Origin of the sequence: Nocardia sp. BMG51109 (assembly GCF_000526215.1) — a bacterium.
Lineage (GTDB): Bacteria > Actinomycetota > Actinomycetes > Mycobacteriales > Mycobacteriaceae > Nocardia.
The window spans coordinates 7,135,134-7,151,973 of the sequence record NZ_JAFQ01000004.1; the positions used below are offsets into that span (position 1 = coordinate 7,135,134).

At 67.6% G+C, this 16,840-nt stretch carries 18 protein-coding genes; 11 read left to right on the forward strand and 7 right to left on the reverse strand.

Annotated elements, in window-relative coordinates; genetic code table 11:
* Window positions 1-85 precede the first annotated feature (85 nt).
* The 7 genes from D892_RS0133585 to D892_RS42765 form a co-directional block, all read right to left on the reverse strand.
* Entirely contained in the window at window positions 86-1,090 is a 1,005-nt protein-coding gene (locus D892_RS0133585) for a zinc-binding dehydrogenase (protein WP_051499259.1), read from the reverse strand.
* A complete protein-coding gene (locus D892_RS0133590; RefSeq protein WP_024805450.1) occupies window positions 1,087-1,875 on the reverse strand; it encodes an alpha/beta fold hydrolase in 789 nt (262 codons plus the stop codon). Before D892_RS0133590 ends, D892_RS0133585 begins: the two co-directional genes overlap by 4 nt.
* Window positions 1,876-1,966: 91 nt before the next feature.
* Window positions 1,967-2,905 carry a LysR family transcriptional regulator gene (locus D892_RS0133595; protein ID WP_304413537.1) on the reverse strand — a complete coding sequence of 313 codons (939 nt, stop codon included), beginning with the start codon at window positions 2,903-2,905 and terminating at the stop codon, window positions 1,967-1,969.
* Entirely contained in the window at window positions 2,902-4,182 is a 1,281-nt protein-coding gene (locus D892_RS0133600; RefSeq protein WP_024805452.1) for a TRAP transporter large permease, read from the reverse strand. Before D892_RS0133600 ends, D892_RS0133595 begins: the two co-directional genes overlap by 4 nt.
* On the reverse strand, window positions 4,179-4,730 hold the full coding sequence (locus tag D892_RS42760) for a TRAP transporter small permease (protein ID WP_024805453.1): 552 nt from the start codon (window positions 4,728-4,730) through the stop codon (window positions 4,179-4,181). Before D892_RS42760 ends, D892_RS0133600 begins: the two co-directional genes overlap by 4 nt.
* Window positions 4,727-5,500 (reverse strand): Asp/Glu racemase, encoded by a 774-nt coding sequence (locus D892_RS0133610; RefSeq protein WP_024805454.1) that lies wholly within the window; start codon window positions 5,498-5,500, stop codon window positions 4,727-4,729. The genes D892_RS42760 and D892_RS0133610 overlap by 4 nt, the downstream gene beginning before the upstream one ends.
* Window positions 5,501-5,514: 14 nt before the next feature.
* Window positions 5,515-6,513 carry a TRAP transporter substrate-binding protein gene (locus D892_RS42765; RefSeq protein ID WP_156959798.1) on the reverse strand — a complete coding sequence of 333 codons (999 nt, stop codon included), beginning with the start codon at window positions 6,511-6,513 and terminating at the stop codon, window positions 5,515-5,517.
* Between the two features lie 665 nt (window positions 6,514-7,178).
* On the opposite strand from D892_RS42765, the gene D892_RS0133620 reads away from it, so the two are divergent.
* The 11 genes from D892_RS0133620 (at window position 7,179) to D892_RS42780 (ending at window position 16,798) form a co-directional block, all read left to right on the forward strand.
* Complete coding sequence (locus D892_RS0133620) at window positions 7,179-8,186, forward strand: ABC transporter substrate-binding protein (RefSeq protein ID WP_198037054.1); 1,008 nt, start codon at window positions 7,179-7,181, stop codon at window positions 8,184-8,186.
* Between the two features lie 5 nt (window positions 8,187-8,191).
* Window positions 8,192-9,034, forward strand: a complete 843-nt coding sequence (locus tag D892_RS42770) for an ABC transporter permease (protein WP_156959799.1) — start codon at window positions 8,192-8,194, stop codon at window positions 9,032-9,034.
* Window positions 9,024-9,815 (forward strand): ABC transporter ATP-binding protein, encoded by a 792-nt coding sequence (locus tag D892_RS0133635; protein ID WP_024805458.1) that lies wholly within the window; start codon window positions 9,024-9,026, stop codon window positions 9,813-9,815. Before D892_RS42770 ends, D892_RS0133635 begins: the two co-directional genes overlap by 11 nt.
* A 166-nt stretch (window positions 9,816-9,981) precedes the next feature.
* Window positions 9,982-11,001, forward strand: coding sequence for a 2-hydroxyacid dehydrogenase (locus D892_RS42775; protein ID WP_024805459.1), 1,020 nt, complete (start codon window positions 9,982-9,984; stop codon window positions 10,999-11,001).
* 374 nt (window positions 11,002-11,375) lie between these two features.
* On the forward strand, window positions 11,376-11,936 hold the full coding sequence (locus D892_RS0133650) for a DUF3558 domain-containing protein (RefSeq protein WP_024805460.1): 561 nt from the start codon (window positions 11,376-11,378) through the stop codon (window positions 11,934-11,936).
* Between the two features lie 42 nt (window positions 11,937-11,978).
* The gene (locus D892_RS0133655; RefSeq protein WP_024805461.1) at window positions 11,979-12,476 is read left to right on the forward strand and encodes a hypothetical protein; all 498 of its coding nucleotides are present in this window, start codon (window positions 11,979-11,981) and stop codon (window positions 12,474-12,476) included.
* Between the two features lie 10 nt (window positions 12,477-12,486).
* Complete coding sequence (locus D892_RS0133660; RefSeq protein ID WP_024805462.1) at window positions 12,487-13,644, forward strand: hypothetical protein; 1,158 nt, start codon at window positions 12,487-12,489, stop codon at window positions 13,642-13,644.
* 55 nt (window positions 13,645-13,699) lie between these two features.
* The gene (locus tag D892_RS0133665) at window positions 13,700-14,458 is read left to right on the forward strand and encodes an ESX secretion-associated protein EspG (protein WP_024805463.1); all 759 of its coding nucleotides are present in this window, start codon (window positions 13,700-13,702) and stop codon (window positions 14,456-14,458) included.
* 235 nt (window positions 14,459-14,693) lie between these two features.
* Entirely contained in the window at window positions 14,694-15,434 is a 741-nt protein-coding gene (locus tag D892_RS0133670) for an ArsR family transcriptional regulator (RefSeq protein WP_024805464.1), read from the forward strand.
* Window positions 15,435-15,455: 21 nt separating this feature from the next.
* Window positions 15,456-15,863 (forward strand): VOC family protein, encoded by a 408-nt coding sequence (locus D892_RS0133675; protein WP_024805465.1) that lies wholly within the window; start codon window positions 15,456-15,458, stop codon window positions 15,861-15,863.
* 146 nt (window positions 15,864-16,009) lie between these two features.
* Window positions 16,010-16,798, forward strand: a complete 789-nt coding sequence (locus D892_RS42780; RefSeq protein ID WP_084161333.1) for an aminoglycoside adenylyltransferase domain-containing protein — start codon at window positions 16,010-16,012, stop codon at window positions 16,796-16,798.
* The last annotated feature ends 42 nt before the right edge of the window (window positions 16,799-16,840 follow it).

The following is a 16,840-nucleotide window of genomic DNA, read 5'->3' on the forward strand; positions in this document are numbered from 1 at the left end:
GCGGAATAGTGCTTCTCGTCTTTCGATCCTCCCGCCCGTTCAATCGTCTGGCAAAGAGATTCTTCCGTTGCCTTGCATAGCGAAATCAGTTGCCGCCGAACGTATTACCGACCGTGACGACCACTTTGCCGATCCGGTCGGGCGCCACGAAACGTTCGTGCGCGGCGACGATGTCGGGGAATGCGAATTCGCTGTCGAGAAGTGGCCGGATCTCGTTCGCGGCGACACGGGACATCACCTCGCGCTCGAGTTCGCGGCACAGTGCGGCCCGGACCTCGTCGGTGAGCTTCCCGAGACTCGACGAGGAGACCTCGGCCGCGCGCGCCATGAGGTCCGCGAGGTCCAGGGAGCCGGCGGTGCCGTCCTGCGTGCCGACCACCACGAGCCTGCCGAACGGCGCGAGGGCGGCGAGGTTGCTGTTCAGGGCCGGACCGCCCTGGTTGTCGAGGATCACATCGACGCCGCCGGGTGCGATCGACCGGAGCCCGGCGAAGACGTCCATAGCGCCGTAGTCCAGCACGTGATGCGCGCCGAGCCGGGCGCACACCTCGGATTTCGCCGGCCCGCGCGCCGTCGCGACGACCGTCGCGCCGAGCGCGGCCGCCAGCTGCACCGCGACCGACCCGACTCCCCCGGCCCCGCCGTGCACGACGACGATGTCGCCCTGCGCAATTCGCCCCCGGCGCACGAGATTCCACCACGCCGTAGCCGCGGATTCGGGGAGCGCACTCGCTTCCGCCGGGCTCGAGCCGCCGGGGACGCGCAGGCAGCTTCCCGCATGCACCGCAACGTATTCGGCATACGAGCCCGAGCGGGTCAGCGCCGCGACCACGTCGCCTTCCGCCAGGGTGGTGACCTCTGGCCCGACCTCCACGACGGTTCCGGCGCACTCGAGCCCGGGGATCCCCGACGTCGGCGCGGGAACGACGCCGCGGCGCTGCATGAGCTCGGCATTGTTGATGCCGAACGCCGCTACGCGCAGCAGTACTTCGCCCGGCCCGATACGCGGGCGGGCGACGCGTTCGAGGCGGAGACATTCCGGGCCGCCCGTGCCCCGCAGGACGACGGCGTCCATCGTGGCTGTGGTCATACGGCTGCTTCCTTCCGGTGAAAGTCCATGAGGACGTGGGCGAATGCGCCCGGGCAGGTCTCGGGCGAGGAGATGTCGCCCTCGTCCAGCACGACGTGGCGGGCCTGCGGGAACGCGGTCAGGATGCGGTCCCGGTGCGGGAACGCGCGGGGATCGCGCGCCGACGAGAGGCACAGCAACGGGCCGCGATACTTTCCGAGTCCGTCCTCCGAGCGGTAGGCAGCGACGGCGGCGTGGCCTCGGTCGGGATCGGGATGGGCGAGGACGTCGCGGATGTACCGCGTGATCACCCCGGGATCGATCGGCTCGGCCAGGTACTGCCGGCGTCGCTGCCAGAGTTCGGCGAGATGGGAGCCGTCCGGGCGGGGCGGCACGCTGTTGAACGGTGGCGCGTCCCGCCGGCGCTCTCGTTCGTCCGCGTCGATGTAGGGCGTCGAGGAAAGTGCGAGCGAGGCAACTCGATCCGGGTTCGAGACCGCGATGTGATAGGCGACGAGCCCGCCGAAATGGTGTCCGGCGAGGTGGGCCGAGTCCACGCCGAGCGCGTCCAGGACCGACACCGCCGCCTCGGCGGCCGCTTCGATCGTGTTCTCCCCCGCCGGATCCGACCGCCCGTATCCCGGCAGGTCGGGGACGACGGCACGGTAGCCCGCGAGATGCGGTAGCAGCAGCGCGTACTCGTCCCACGAGCGGGGCGTCTGGTGCAGCAGGACGATCCAGGGACCGGCCGAGCCGCGAGTCACGACGTGTACGCGTCCCGTCGCCGTCCGGATACAGGTGCTCACTTGTCTTCCAGAAGCATTCTCGGGCAACGGTTCTCCGATCGTCGTCGCAGGGAACCCCGGACAGCGGGGTGAGTCCGGGCGTGATCCGGTATCACCCGGCCGATTTCGGTTCGGGCCCGATCACTTCCCGGCACCTGTCCACGAATGCCCGGGCCCGCTGGCTCCTGCGGACCGAGTGCAGCGCCGCGACGACGACGCGCAGCGGAACCACGTCGTCGGCGATCGGCAGGGCGGCCACGCGGCCGCCGCCATAGGTGGAGTCGGTGGCCGGGCGCTGGTGCAGCAGGCTGTATCCGTGGCCCCCGGCGACCATCGCCCGCACGGTTTCGTAGCTGCTGGACCGGTACTGGATGTTCGGTTGCAGGCCGCGTTCGGTGAACACCCCGGTGAAGTAGTCGCGGCTGTAGGGCAGGTCGACGAGGATCATCGGGTCGTCGGCCAGTTCGGCGAGGTGCACCGCGGTATTCCGTTGCGCCAGAAGGTGTCCCGCGGGCAGCGCCACGTACGGCCGGATCTCCGCCAGGACCTCGCGGTCGACGGCGTCGGTGAGGGCCAGATCGTAGGTCAGGGCGATTTCCGCCTTGCCGGTCTCGAGCTGCTGGGCGACCTCGATGGCGTCGGCCTCGCTGACGTGGACGTCGAGCGCCGGGTGCGCGACCTTCAGGCCGGACAGAACGGCCGGCAGATAGAACGGCGCCAGCGGCGAGAAGCACACGACCTGAAGGATTCCGGTGAACGCCTGCGCCTCTCCGGCGATCGTCTCCAGCGACTCCGCCAGCGAGGTGAGGATCTGGCGGGTACTCAGCAGCAGCTCGCGTCCGGCGGCCGTGAGGATCAGGCCCTTCGCGTGCTGCCGGATGAACAGCTGGACGCCGAGCTCGCGTTCGAGGTGCGCGACCGAGGAGGAGACGGCCGATTGCGCCACGTAGAGGTCTTCGGCCGCGCGCGTCATGCTTTCGCGTTCGGCCGCGCGCACGAAGTAGCGCAGCTGGGTCAGCGAGATATCTCGCAACAGGTCGGTCGACGTCACGGCGTACCCACCACGCTCGGCAGCCAGGTCGCCAGCGCCGGAACCAGCATCACCAGAACCAGCACCACGACGGTGGCCGCGAGAAACGGTGTGTTGTACCGCAATACCTGCCATGCGTCGACCTTGGCGATGCGCGCCGCCACGACCAGCGACATGGCGACCGGCGGGGTCACCTGCCCGATGACCACGGTCAGGACGATGATCGCGCCGAAGTGGATCGGGTCGATCCCGACCTCGAGGATCGTCGGGAGCAGCACCGGCATGATCACCGGGATCAGGGGATCGAACAGCATGCCCGCGACGACCGCCACCAGGGTGAGCACGACGATGTAGCCCAATCGGGTCTCGCCGGGCACGATCGCGGTGGCGAAGTCGGTCAGCAGTTCGGGCAGCCCGGCCATCGCGAACACGGCTCCGAGCGCCACCGACACCCCGACTATCAGCATCACCTCGCCGGTCAGCACCGCGGCCTCGACGAAGCAGCGGTACAGCCTGCGCAGCCCTAGCGAGTGGTAGGCCACCATCGACACGACCACGGCGTACACGACGGCGAAGGCCCCGGCCTCGGTCGGGGTGAACACCCCGAAACTGATCCCGGCCAGGATGATGACCGGCACCCCGACGGCGGGGATCGCGCGCACCAGGCTGCGGCCGACCTCCGCCCACCGGAACGCGGTCCGTTCACCCCATCCGTTGCGCTTGGCCTGTATCCCGACGACGATCATGAGAACGGCCGCGAGCAGCAGCCCGGGCACGACGCCCGCGAAAAACAGTGTGCCCAGCGAGGTTCCGGTGGCCGCGGCGTAGAGGATCATCGGCGACGATGGCGGGATCAGCGGGCCGATTCCCGAGGACGACGCGGTCAGCGCCGCGGCATACGGTGTCGGATAGCCGCTGCGCCGCATCTGCGGAATGAGTGTCGAGCCGGTGCCGGCGAGGTCGGCGACCGACGTGCCGACCATGCCCCCGAAGAACAGGCTGGCCGCAACGTTCACCTGGGCCAGTCCGCCGGGCAGCGAGCCGACCAGCGAGCGGGCGAAACCGAAGACGCGGTCGGCGATCCCGCCGGCGTTCATCACCACGCCGGCGAGAATGAACAGCGGCATCGCCAGCAGGACGAAACTACTCATCCCGTCGGCCACCTGCTGCGGGTACTGCATCATCCACGCGCCGTCGAGCACGGCGTACAGGCCCACGCCCGCGGCCATGGCGACGATCAGCGGAGCGCCCACGACGAGCAGGACGACGATGGCGAGAAGGGTCAGCGCGAGTGTCATCGGCGGCCCTCCTCGGCGCCGCGCAGAATGATCGCCCGAGTGCCGGGAATCTGGCAGACGATCACCAGTGCGGCCAGCGCGGTCCCGACCGGGAGGGCGGCGGTGAAGAATCCTTGCGGCAGACGCAGATACGGCGTCGAGTCGCCGCCGAACACGAGGACGTACTGGTACGCGTACCACGCCAGATGCAGCAGGACGAAGGCGCCGAGAACCTCGACGCACAGCGCGACCCAGGCCCGCAGCCGCGCGGGCAGGCGGTCGGTGAACGCGGTCACCGCGATCGACTCGCGCCTGCGCACGCCGAGCACGAATCCGAACATGGTGAGCCACAACATCAGTCCGGTCACGATCTCCTCGGTCCAGCCGATCGGCGCGCCGGCGGCGAACCGCAGCGTCGCGTTGGCGAACAGCAGGAGCGTAATCGCCGCCAGCGACAGCACCGCGAGCGCCTCGAGGACGCGATCGGCGATCGTGACCGACGCTGGTGCGGCGCCGATTTCGTCGTCCTGTTCGGCGTGATCCGGCGGGTGACGGTCGGTGGTGCTCATGACGCCACCCCGGTCGCCGGTACCCGCGTCTCGAGCAGCGATCCGAATCCCGTTCTCGCGGCGTCGGTTCCGGTCAGCTCGAGCGCATACCAGAACGACGCCTGCACGGCGCTCACCACGGGCTTGCCCAGGGTCGCCTCGAGCGCGGCGATCGCGCCGACACTGGCGACGTTGGTGCAGCTGATGAATACCGCTGTCGCGTCGGGTGTGTCGGTGCGGACGGCGAGATCGTAGATCCGCTCCAGCGGCACCTCGGCGAGCTCGCGGTCGTCGGTGATGCCGAGCCCGACACTGCCGGCCACCGGGTGGCCGTTCTCGGTGAAGAAGGTCTCGGCTCGGCGGACGACCTCATCGCGGTAGGGCGTGACGAGCGTGATGGGTCCCGCGCCGACCGCGGCGAGGGCGGCGATGCTCGCGGTCGACGTGGTGGTGCATCGTCCGGTGAGTCCCGTCCACTCCTCCAGGTGTTCGACGAGCATGCGGTCCCAGGCGCTGCCGTGCAGGAACGAGGCGCTGGTTCCGCCGAAGACCAGCACGTCCAGGGGCGCCTGCGCCGCGAGTTCCGCTGCGGTGCGCAGCTGTTCGGAGCGCATCATCGCGTCGATGCCCTCGACGGTCACGCTCGGCAGCGTGACCCTGCTCGTGTGGATCGTCGCGTCCGTCGTTGCCATGGCGTACATTTCGGCTTCCATCAGCGTGCTGGAGGCCATGTAGATCAGGCCGATGCGGGTGGCGCTCTGCAACGAGGTGAGCAGCAGTGGCGGCCGCATGCGTTCTCCCGGGGTCATCGGCCGTACTCGGCGAGAACGCGGTTGGCGAAGTCACCGGGAATGCCGTCGGCGATGGTGTCGGTGACACCCCGTACCTTTTGCCTGAGCTCGGCCACGTCGGCCTCGTTGACGGCCATGCCGGCCTGCTCGAACCGGGTCACCAGGCTCTCGTCCGCCGCCGCGCCGGCACGGCGGCTCGTCTCGGCCGCCGCGGCCGCCGCGGCGCTCAGACCGTCCCGGGTCTCCGGCGACAGCCGCTGCCACGTCTTGTCGTTGACGACCAGATACACCGGGCTGTAGATGTGCGACGTCAGCGACAGGTACTTCTGTTTCTCGAAGAACGAGAACGCGTCGACGACCTTCAGCGGATTCTCCTGGCCGTCGAGGACGCCCTGATCGAGCGCGAGGTAGGCCTCGCCGAGATCCACCTGTGTCGGTGTGGCGCCGAGCGCCTCGAACAGGTCGACCCGTGCGGGGCTGCCGGGGACGCGCACGCGCAGGCCCGCGAGATCGCTCGACGTGCGGATCGGGCGCCGGTTGTTGGTGATGTGGCGGAATCCGTTCTCGCCGTAGGCCAGGACCCGCGCACCGATCGAGTCGACGAGCGAATCGCTCATCTCGTCGCCGAACGGTCCGTCGAGAAATGCCGACGCCTTCTCGCGGTCGGTGAACAGGAACGGCACCTCCATGATGTCGAAGGTCGGATCGAGATTGGCCACGGAGCCGCTGACCGCCGCGACCGCGACGGCGCCGCCGCGCAGCGACTGGAGCACCGCCTCCTCGTCGCCGATCGCCCCGCCGGTGCGTATCTGCAGGTCCACGGTGTCGCCGAGCCGGTTTCGCGCCTCGTCCGCGAAGGCGAGCAGCATGTCGGCGAGGGGGTCGCCCTGGGTAGTTTCCACGGCGAGGACCAGCTTGTTTCCCGAGCCGGATCCCGTCACGGCCGAGCACGCGGTGAGGACGAGCGCGGCGGTGAGACCACACGCCGCGGTGAGTTTCCGAAGTGATCTCAACGAATTTCCCTTCTGCGCGCACGGTTCTCCACCGGCTGCCGATCGCCCGCGGTGCACGGTCGGCCCCGTCCGGCCGAGTCCGCGGTCGGTGATCAGATTCCGGGAAATTCTGGATCGCGTCAAATAGGGAAAAGAGAGCCGTTGGATCTGTTGTTCCGATGCGCGTTCCCGGGTTCGTCAATTGCCCATCGCGAAACGGTTGCGTAACGGTCCCTTTATTTTTCTGCTCTGTACTGTGGGGTTCGCAGAACGCGATCGCCTCGGCCGCCGGAATGAATCCCGTGGCCGACCGTACCGGCTGCCGCGATGCGTGCTCACCACGATCTGCACATTCCGGTGAGGCGTGTCACCCGTTGCGCTATGAGCGCATGAAACGGTGCGCGGTTCGTGAGATCCGTATCGGCGCAACACCCTTCGCTGCACTACAAGTGCGCGGACAAGTTTCGAAACCATTCGGCACGAGTAACCGGAACGTAAAATCCGGCACACGGTTTTGAAGTTTTCGTTGCTGCATCTGTTCTGCGGATTCCGATGGTCTGGTCTTTTTGTTTGACCGGGTATTCCGCCTGTGTAACGCTGCACTCTGCACGGTGCGGTCCGGCCGCGAAATCGGCCGATTCTGTGCTCGTCGACCCCACCCGGCTATGGAGAATGGAGTTTCGGTGATGGCTCGACTGTCCCGATCGAAACGTCTGTCGAGAACGGCGATCACCGTGATGCTGGCGGCAGGTCTCGGAGGATGCACGCTCGCGGGAAGCACCGAATCCGACCCGTCGAAGAAGTCGATCGATGTCGGATTCATGTACGACGTGCACGCGGCGAACGTCTGGACAATGGATCAGTGTGAATCGGACACCGTCAGCATCACCCTGACCCCCTTCAAACAGTTCGCCGAGATCCAGCGCGGGCTGGAGCGAGGGCAGCTGGACGCCGCGATGATGGGGTACCAGAACCTGGGGCAGATGCTGGACAACGGGTTCGAGGGTTTCCGGGCGGTCTCGGGCGTCTATCGCGGCGGCGAGCACATCGTCGTCCGCGCCGGATCGGGCATCACATCCTGGAATGATCTGCGCGGCAAGAAGATCGGTGTCCCGCCCAACAGTTTCGTCGAGATGCTGCTCCGCGCGTCGCTGCGGGAGGCGGGCGTCGACGTCGCCGGCGTCGAACTCGTCCCGTTCGCCGGGGCCGGACCTCCGCTGCAGACGGCTCTGCGCAACGGCGAGGTCGACGCGCTGGTCGCGTGGGAGCCGAACGGCGCCACCGCGATCACCGAAGGTTTCGGCGCGGCACCGCCTTTCGACATCCAGGACGGGAGCCTCGGCGATGCCACGAGCCTGATGTACGTCTCCAGTGCGCTGCACGGTGACCAGCAGGCGGTGGATGCCCTGGTGTCCTGCCTGCGCGACCGCACCGAGAAGCTCTCCGCCGACACCGGCCAGTGGGTCACCGCCCTGCAGGCGCGGACCGGGCTCGGCGACGACGTGGCACGCGCCGCTGTGCGGACCGGCACGATGGATATCGCGCTGCCGCAGGCCTCGGCCGAGCGGATCATCCGGGAGTTCGCCGCCAACGGGCTGCTGTCGGACACCAGCGGCCGCGTCGCGGAGTTCTTCGACTACGGACCGCTCGAACGCGTGACCGGCGCACCCGTCTCCGAGCTGGGGAAGGGGTGACCGGGATGTCCACGGTCGCCGACACGGCGGAGTCGCCGCCGGTCGAGGCCCCCGGCCGCCGCCGGTTCCGGCCGCGGCTCGAATACCTCATCGTCCCGGGTCTGCTCGTCGTGCTGTGGGAGCTCGCGGTCGTCGGCGGCCTGATCGACGAACGGTCGCTCCCGGCGCCCCACACCGCCGTGCGGACGTGGTGGACGTGGGTCTTCGGCAGCGGCGGCTCGGTGGCCGGATCCTACAGCGGGACATGGTTTTCCGCCGTGTTCGCCAGCACGCAGCGCGTGGTCCTCGGGTTCCTGATCTCCGCCGCGGCCGGGACGGTGGTCGGGCTGCTGATCGGATGGTCGCGGTGGGCGCGGGTGCTGCTGCAGCCGGTCATCGACATTCTGCGGCCGATCCCGACCACCGCGTGGGTTCCCTTCGCCGTCATCTTCTTCGGCATCCAGCCGACGGCCTCGATCTTCCTCATCGCCCTGGGATGCTTCCCGCCGATCGTGCTCAACGCGGCGGCCGGCGCGGTGTCGACCCCGAAGGTGCTGGTGTCGGCGGCGCGGATGCTGGGCACGAGTTCGCGAATGACGTTGTGGCGGGTCGCATTACCGTCCGCGCTGCCGTCGATCCTGACGGGGCTGCGGGTCGGGCTGGCGCTGGCGTGGGTTCTGGTCATCGTGTCGGAGATGGTCGCCGTGAAATCGGGGCTCGGCTTCAGCCTCTGGGACGCCTACTACTTCGGACGAATGGATGTGATCGTGGTGGCGATGGTGACGATCGGATTGCTGGGGTACGCCTCCGACAAGGTGCTCGGGGTCGTCGCGAAGCCGGTGATGAGGTGGTCTCCCGATGTCCGTTGAGTACGACAGCATGACGCGAGACGCGGTGGCGCCGCCGGCGGCGATGATCAGCTGTACAAAGCTGGGCAAGACCTTTCGGACCGGGAACGGGACGTTCGTCGCGCTCGACGGTGTCGACCTCGATGTCGCGACCGACGAGTTCGTCACCGTTCTGGGCCCGTCCGGATGCGGGAAGTCGACGCTGATGAACATGATGGCGGGCTTCGAATCGCCCACGGCGGGTTCACTGTTCGTCGACGGCAGCCCGGTCGGCGGCCCCTCCCCCGACAAGGGCGTGGTGTTCCAGGATTTCGCCTTGTTCCCGTGGCTTTCGGTGCGCCGGAATGTCGGATACGGGCTGCGCGAGAAGGGAATCCGGAAGTCCGAGGCGGCACGACTGGTGACCGAGATGCTCGAGCTGGTCGGCCTGGAGCAGGTGGCCGACCACTACCCTCATCAACTGTCCGGCGGTATGAAACAGCGTGTGTCGCTGGCGCGTGTGCTGGCCATCGACCCGAAGATCCTGCTCATGGACGAGCCGTTCGGCGCCCTCGACGAACAGCGGCGCGTGCAGTTGCAGGACGAGCTGCTGCGGATCTGGGAACAGCGCCGCAAGACGGCCGTGTTCATCACCCACTCCATCGAGGAGGCGATCGCGCTCGGCGACCGCGTGGTGGTGATGGCCGCAAATCCGGGACGCATCAAGACGATCGTGCCGATCCCGCTGGACCGCCCGCGCGACCGGACCTCCTCGGAGTTCAACGAACTGCGCAAGCATGTGACCGCGGAGCTGTGGTCTTGAAGGCCGTAGTTCCGAGCAGCTGCGGTCCTGAGCAACCATGGCCCCGAGCACCAGCGTCCTCGAACAACCGTGGCCCGAGCAGCAGCGGTCCCGAGCAACCGCGATCCCGAGCAGCAGCGGCCTGAGATGCCGTGGCCCTGAGAAGTTGTGGTTTGAAAGGAGGCCGATGCGCACGCCGATCGTTCTCAGCACCAGTCCCGCCGGCGTGGTGCTGCCCATCCACCGAACCGCGACCGACCTGCCCCCGCACGAACTGCGGTTCTTCGAGCCGGGGTCGCGAGAACTGACAGACCACATCGCCGAGGCAGACTTCGTTCTCGGCGACTGGACCGGCACGACGCGCCTGGACGCAAAGGCATTGCACGCGGCACGGCACTGCCGCCTCATCGTGCAGCCGACGGCCGGACACGACTCGATCGACACCGAAACCGCTGCCGCCCTGGGTATTCCGGTCGCCAACATCCCGGGCGCCAATGCCCGCGCGGTCTCCGAGTGGACCGTGATGGCGATGCTGATGCTGGCCAAGAACGTCGTCCGCAACCACCACCGTACGGCGGACGGCGAGTGGCCCATGGTCGAAGCGGCGGCGGAGGGAGTGCGCGACCTCGCCGACTGCACGGTCGGCATCGTCGGCCTGGGCAGGATCGGCCGCAACGTCGCCCGCCTCCTGCACGCCTTCGGCGTCGAACCGATCCACTACTGGCACCGGCGACCGGTAGCACCCGACCCCACGGCACCGGCCACCCTCGAGTACGTCCCCGACCTCGACGACCTGCTGACCCGCTGCGAGATCGTCACCCTCCACATACCACTGACCCCGGACACCCGCGGCCTCATCGACTCCCGCCGGCTACGCCTCCTCGGCCCGGCCGGCGTCCTGATCAACACCGCCCGCGGCGGAATCGTCGACGAGACCGCCCTTCACACCGCGCTACGCAACCGCGAGATCAAAGCCGCAGCCCTGGACGTCTTCTCGCAAGAGCCCCCACCGACCATCACCCGCTGGTCCACCCTCGACAACGTCCTCCTCTCCCCCCACCTCGCCGGTTCCACGATCGAAGCCCGTCACGCGATGGTGCGACGAGCACTCACCGCCCTGGCCGAGGGCCTCCGGGGCGAGCTACCGGCTTCCGTGGTCAACGGCGTGACTGCCCTGAGATCCGCGAACGTACCGGGTCGCTACTGATCCGTCTGCACGGCAACGCAATTCGCGCGCAGGTCACCGCTCCCGATGTACGAGCCACTCTGATCTCAGTCGCGGACGACGCCTCGACGTGCGCCCACCGCCGTCAGGAACGTCGTGCATCGCAACAACTTCGACTACCTCGCGACCCAGATGACCGCCGCCTGCGGACCGCGAACGACCATGGCGACAACGGTGCCCACCGACTTCGAACTACTTGCCCGGAACTCGGCCTGACTGGTCGACACGCCAGTCACCGGCCCCTACAATTGCCCGTCCCCGCTGAACACGATACGGTCGAACCGAGCTGAACGGGGCGGGAGCCGGTCGACCCGGTCGGCGATGTTCCGACCAACCACCGGCAGCGAGGGGATCGCATGATCAGCCGGGGGATCATCACCGCAGCAGCCGCGACCGCCGGCGCACTCCTCTTGCTCACCGGATGCGGATCATCCGAGGACGGCGACGCCAAGCCGGCAGCGACTACGGCTACGCAGGCCGCCGACGTACCGCGCGGATTCGACCCCTGCAACGACATCCCGCAAGAGACCGTGGCCAGCGAAGGATTGCAGAGCAAGATCCAGAACAACTACAAGGCAGACGGGGGAAAAATCCTCTGGCACGGCTGTCAATGGGCCAGCTCCGACAGTTACGGAGCCCGGATACAGACAACGAACATCACCGTAGACATGGTCCGCGACAAGCACTTTCCAGACTCCCAGGAGTTCACGATCAACGGCCGCAGAGCGATCTCCAGCCGCCAGGTCGACGAGCACCCCAGCGAGGCCTGCACCATCGACGTCGAAATGAAGGGCGGCAGCCTCGAATTCAACGTATCCAACCCGGCCTACCTACCCAAGACCGGAACCACAGACACATGTCAGCTCACGCGAGGACTGGCAGAAAAAGTCGTGCCGCTGATGCCTCCGACCGCATAGGGATCAGCGCGCGAGGGGTAGATATCGGGAGGGATAGACAACATGGCCGCAGACGGGGAACCGCCTACCACTTCCGGAAGGCCGCTGACCAGCCTGGTCAGCGAGGCCAAAGAAGGGAGGCTCACGGTACGGATGGACTTGGAGAAGTTTGTCTACATTGACCGTGACTGCAACTTCTTCAAACTTCAGATCCAGCAAATACAGACCATAATGGATCAGATTTCTCAGCAGGACCATTGGGGCCTGGGTGAAGACCACCAAGCAGACGGGGATCGAGACTTGGTGTCCGCGAAGACCATGGTCGCTCGCTGGAGACAGAAGGCCAAGGGCGCCCAGAACGGTAACAGCGTCCATGAAGTGCTGGGGGCGCATTGGAAGACTATCGACGATTTTCAGACACTGTTCCGCACCGCGCGGGAGAAGATCACCGGTATCGAGACCGACGCGGCTGCTCAGTACAAACAGTTGGAATCCACGCTGCCCCAGCAGAATCCCCCGGCACAGAAGTGGCTGGGCGCGGGTCTGTCGTTCGATTTCTGAGGGTTGAACAGTGACGAGAGACAACGAACCCAAGCAGATCCCCGGGAACGGTGAGAACGTCTTCGGCTGGAGTCGGTCGGAGATCGAGGATGCCTTCTCACGCCTGGACACGACCGATGCCCAGCAGCAAGCGCAGAAGTACGGTAGTGCGGCCAGTCTGTGGGATCAGGGCCTGGAAACGTTCAAGCGCTCGGTGCACGGCTCCATCGCGGAGGCGTGGGAGGGGGCGGCCGCCGAATCGGCGAAGAACGCCATCAACCAATACGTCACCGAGGCCGCGAATCTCACCGAACTGCTCTCCGCTCTGAGCAACGACATCCATAACGCCGCCACCCACATCGTGTCGACGAAGAACGCCATCCCACCGGCGGCGGCGCACTCGTGGACTTCGCACATTCCTTTTCTCGGACGGGCTCAGGAAGAGGAGCGATCGCGCGCCAACGCGGAATCCGGTGCCCGGCAGTCCATGCTGTCGAACTACGTCACCCCGTTCGGACAGCTGGACCAGACAGTCCCAGTGCTCCCGCCCAGCTTCAATCCGACCAAGCCACAGCAGCCCGTACCAGGCGGCAACGACGGGAGCGGTCCTCCCCCGGGAGGAACCGGTCCGGAGAACAAACCACCGGACCAGCCGGGCGGCACGGACGAACCCAAACCCGGTGACCAGACCGGACAAGACGGGCAGCAGCCGGAGAGTCAGCCGAGCCAGGCCTCGTCCGGTCCGGACGAGGCGCGCACCAGTACCGCGGGCATGGACCCGAATGCGATGGCGCCCTCGGCCACGGATCCGAGCGCGACCTCGACCACGCCCGCAGGCGTTTCCTCCGGCGGTTCGGGTTCCGGCGGCGGTGGCACTGGTGGCGTCGGCGGCGTGGCCGGCGGGCCGGGGTCGGTGGGCGGTCCAGGTCGCGGCGCGCCCGGTGCGGGAGCTCCGGGGGCAGGTCAGAATGCCGCGGCAGCGGCGCGCGGCGGCACACCCGGCATGCCGGGAATGGGCGGCATGCCCGGCATGGGCGGCGTCGGCCGCGGCAAGGGTGAAGACGACGAGCGGGACCACAAGACGCCCGACTACCTGGTCACCGCCGAGAACGCCGAGGAGTTGCTCGGCGAGCAACCACGCTCGATTCCCGGCGGCGTCATCGGCGGTGATCACGCGGCCGAACAGTGATCGGCCGCGGCAATTCGGCGCGCACCCGCGCCGTGAAGAACAATGGGGACTGTAGATGACCGAATGGGCTTGGGAGCCTGACGATTTCGCCGCGCTGTGGTTCAGCGACGCCAACGACCGGATTCCCGGCCTGCTCCGGTACACGAGTCGTTTCGCCTACCGCGACGATTTCGAGCGCCACGGGCCGACCGTCCGCGACCGCTACGGCACCGACGAATTCGAGCAGATCCAGCTCACCCTGCACACCCTCACCGCCTCGGATATGCGGATCGAAATATTCGGCGGCACAACCAGATACCGGGAGGCCGACGGAACGACCCCGCGGATGTACCGGATCATCGGCGCCCGCACCATGTATCACGCGGCGGTCCTGCACCAGTTCACGCAGGGTGATATCGACGGCCGGATCAAACTACGGCTGTGCCGGCCCGACGACCTCGCCGCGCGGCTGGTCGCCACCGTTCCGGCGCGCGAGGCCGGCACCGAGCAGCCCGTCACCGTCCACCCGGCGGATCTGCGCGACAACCGGCGGTCCGCGACGGGCACTTCGGCCGCGGAGCGGTACCGCCGCCTGCTCGACCGGCCCGTCGACGGCAACGGCTCCGCCCAACTGCTGGTGGGAGCGTTCAACGCAGATCCGGCCCCCGCGAACGGGGTGCTGTGGTGCGACTTCGAGGACGGCCGCTACCTCCAGACCCGCGACGAGCACGTCACCGTCCGCCCCGTCGGCGCACAGGATCTCGCCTCCCGCTTCGACGCCTGGATCGACCGCGCCGTGCAGCGCATGCGCGAGGACCAATACGAGACGTGGTAGCCGACACGGCCGACAATCGTTAGTACCCAAGCATTCCCGCTGATATCGCCGCACCGAGGGGATTGTCCGAGCACTCGCCGCGCCGACGCGCGAACCGTCCGAGTACTCGCCGCGACCACTAGCGCACGCACCAACAACTACACCCGCCCTGGGCCGAACCCCGTTACCGGATTCGGCCTATGCAACCACGAGTCGACTCATATACATCAATCTGATTTGATGTATTATCGGGTGCGTGAGCACGACAGACCGTGAGCCTGTCCCGCTGTTGATTCGGATGGCGTCCCATCCACTGCGCTGGGCGCTGATGACCGAGCTGGCCGTCAGCGACCGCCGGGTGCGCGAACTGGTCGAGGCCGTCGGCGAACCGCAGAATCTCGTGTCGTATCACCTGCGCCTGTTGCGCACGGCCGGTCTGGTCGGTGCGCGCCGCAGCAGTTTCGACGGCCGCGACAGCTACTACCATCTCGACCTCGCCCGGTGCGCGGCCGCGTTCGGCGATGCCGCCGGCGCCCTGCATCCGGCCCTCGCGCCCACCCGCCGCGAATGGCCCAACGGCAGTTCGGTGTTGTTCCTGTGCACCGGCAACAGCGCACGATCTCCGATGGCCGAGGCGCTGCTGAGCCACCGTACCGAGAACATCGAGGTCGCCAGTGCCGGTAGCCATCCCAAGCCCCGGATCCACCCGAACGCGGTGCGGGTACTGCGCGAGGACTACGGCATCGACATCGGATCCCGGCGGCCTCGGTCGCTGGACACGCTCGCCGGCCGGCGCTTCGATGTCGTGATCACGTTGTGCGACAAGATCCGCGAGCTCCCGCGCGATCACGGCCCGGCCGTCGCCAGCCATTGGAGTCTGGTCGATCCGGCCACCACCGGCGACACCGACAGCGCGACCTATCCGCAATTCCGCCGCCTGGCAAGCGAACTCGACACCCGCATCGGCTTCCTGCCACCGCAGACCGCTCCGCCGTGAACCGCAACAAGGAGACAAGCCATGACCACGACCGCACCGGCCGAACTCGCCCGCGTCCGCTATCTCGTCGACGACGTGCGCGAAGCGGTCGACTTCTACACCACCCATCTGGGTTTCACCGTCGACTTCGATGCCGCACCGGCGTTCGCCGCCGTCGTCCGCGGCCGGCTGCAACTGCTGCTGGCCGGCCCCAAGAGTTCCGCGGGCCGCCCGATGCCCGACGGCGCCGTCCCGACGCCCGGCAGCTGGAACCGTTTCCAGCTCGTCGTCGACGACATCGCCACCGAGGTCGCCCGGTTGCGTTCGGCCGGTCTCACTTTCCGCAACGACATCCTGAGCGGCCCTGGCGGACAACAGATCCTGCTGCAGGACCCCGCCGGCAACTTCGTGGAACTGTTCCAACCGGCACCGCTCGACAGAACGCGCTGAACGAGCACGTCCCATATCCACCGGACCCACCACCGAGGAACGCCGACAGGGGTGGTAGACGAACCGAGCCGAACTACAACTCCGGAACGTCTCCCGACGGCGGGGCCGCCTGACATCCGCAACGCCGATCGCGAGATGCTGTCGCGGTGACCGACTCTCTCGTGGATCCGCAGGCCGTCCCCGCCGAACTGCGCTCGTACCTGGAGGAACTCGTCCGCCGCACGCGCAGCGTCTGCGGGGATCACGTGGTTGGCGTCTTCGCCGTGGGGTCCGTGGCACTGGGTGACTATCGGCACGGGCGGAGCGATGTCGACGTGACGGTCGTCGCCGATCCTGCCCTGCCGCAGCGGGCGGTGGTGGATCTGGCGGAAGAACTCACCGATCTCGACTGCCCCGCCGCGGGCCTCGAATTGGTGCTGTACGACGCGGATTTCGCCGGACAGCCTTCCGAACGGGCCGGGTACCGGCTGAACCTGAACTCCGGTCCCTTGCTGGAATACCAGGCCTCGTTCGATTCGACGGAGGCGCCGGCCTTCTGGTTCGTCATCGACCGCGCCGTCGGCTACCAGTCCGGACGGCTCCTCTACGGGCGCCCGGTGCGGCAGGTCCTCGCGCCGACCTCACGTGCCGGCCAACTGGCAGCGGTCCTGTCCTCGATCCGCGAGCACTCCGAGGGCACAGGCCATCTGGCCGACAATCGTGTCCTCAACGGCTGCCGTTCCGTCGTGTTCTGCCGCACGGACCGGTGGGTGTCCAAACCTGCTGCCGCACAGGCGATTGCCACCGACGAGCCGGCCTTCCGCGCACTCGTCGAGCAAGCTCTCCACAGCTTCCGGCAACCCCGCTCCGCCGCACTCCCCCTCCCTTCCGCCGACGTACAGAACTTCCTGGCCTGGGTCCGCGAACGAGTGGAACACGCCGCAAGCCGAGCATGAGGGACAAAGAGGACACAAATTGACCTCTTCCCCTGCGATCGT